This is a genomic window from Streptomyces sparsus, from assembly GCF_054776295.1.
On sequence record NZ_BAAHCA010001160.1, the window covers coordinates 1 to 1,340 of the forward strand.

The following is a 1,340-nucleotide window of genomic DNA, read 5'->3' on the forward strand; positions in this document are numbered from 1 at the left end:
CGACGGCCGCCGCCTCACGTCGAGTCGCGGACGATCAGCTGGGCCGGGGTGATCACCGGCGCGGGCGGGGGGCCGTCGGCGCCGTCCAGTCCGAGCCGCCGCAGCAGCAGCCCGGCCATCATCGTGCCCATGCCCTGCACGTCCTGCCGCACGGTGGTCAGGGCCGGCTCCACCCAGGCGGCCGGTTCGAGATCGTCGTAGCCGACCACCGCGACGTCCTCCGGCACCCGCCTGCCGCGGGCCCGGAGCGTCCGCATCGCGCCCGAGGCCATCAGGTCGTTGCCGGCGAAGACGGCGTCCAGGTCGGGGGCGCGATCCAGCAGCTCGGCCATGGCGCGCTCACCGCCCTCCGTGGTGAAGTCGCCCTGCGCGGCCAGCTCGGCGCTGCCGGAGGCGGTGCCCAGCACGTCGCGGTAGCCGGCCAGCCGGTCGCCGGCCGACGTCTGGTCCAGCGGCCCGGTGATCACCGCGATCCGGCGCCGGCCGCGGGACACCAGGTGCTCGACGGCCTGCCGGGCGCCGCCGCGGTTGTCGGTGTCCACGTACAGCAGGTTCGGGTCGTCCTCGGCACCCGGCCAGTCGGGCCGGCCGCCGAAGACCGTCGGCAGCGCGGAGGCGGCCGCCATCGACGGGAGCGGGTCATCGCGGTGCAGGGAGAGCATCAGGGCGCCGTCCACGTGGCCGCCGGAGAGGTAGCGGCCGATGCGGTCGTGGTCCGTGCGCTGCTCCAGGAGCAGCAGCAGGAGCTGGAGGTCGTGCCTGGCCAGTTCCCGGCTGATGCCGCGCAGTTGCTGGGCGAAGAACGGGTCGGTGAAGATACGGGTGTCGGGCTCGGCGATCACGACGGCGACCGCGCCGGTGCGCCGGGTGACGAGCGAGCGGGCCGCGCGGTTCGGCTCGTAGCCCAGTTCCGCCACCGACTCGCGGACCCGGTCCTGCACCTCCTGGCGCACCCCGGCCCCGCCGTTGACCACCCGGGACACGGTCGCGCGGGACACCCCGGCATGTGCGGCCACCGCTTCGAGGGTGGGGCGGGCACCGTGCACGTCGAACTCCTTCTCCGTCACCGACCATTGCGGTCGTCACCAAGGGCTTGACGCTACCGCTCAACATGCGCAGTGTGCAGGGGCGGTGCCTGAGAGCGCTCTCGCCCCTCACTCGCAGGGGCCGGACTCGGATCTCCGCGCCCAGGGACGGCGAGACCCGGACCCCCGGCCGGATCGACACGCGCCGCACGGACTTCGCCGCGCCCGAGGCACCCCGCGCGCCGAGGCGAGCGTCCGGCTGCCCGACGTGTCCGGCGAAGCGGCCGGTGCCCGACGAAGCGTCGTGCACCGGCC

General features: G+C 75.1%; 1 protein-coding gene. It reads right to left on the reverse strand.

Going from position 1 to position 1,340, the window contains the following annotated elements; genetic code table 11:
- Positions 1–14: 14 nt before the first annotated feature.
- Positions 15–1,067, reverse strand: coding sequence for a LacI family DNA-binding transcriptional regulator (locus ACYVE9_RS27125; RefSeq protein WP_461030535.1), 1,053 nt, complete (start codon positions 1,065–1,067; stop codon positions 15–17).
- Positions 1,068–1,340 lie beyond the last annotated feature (273 nt).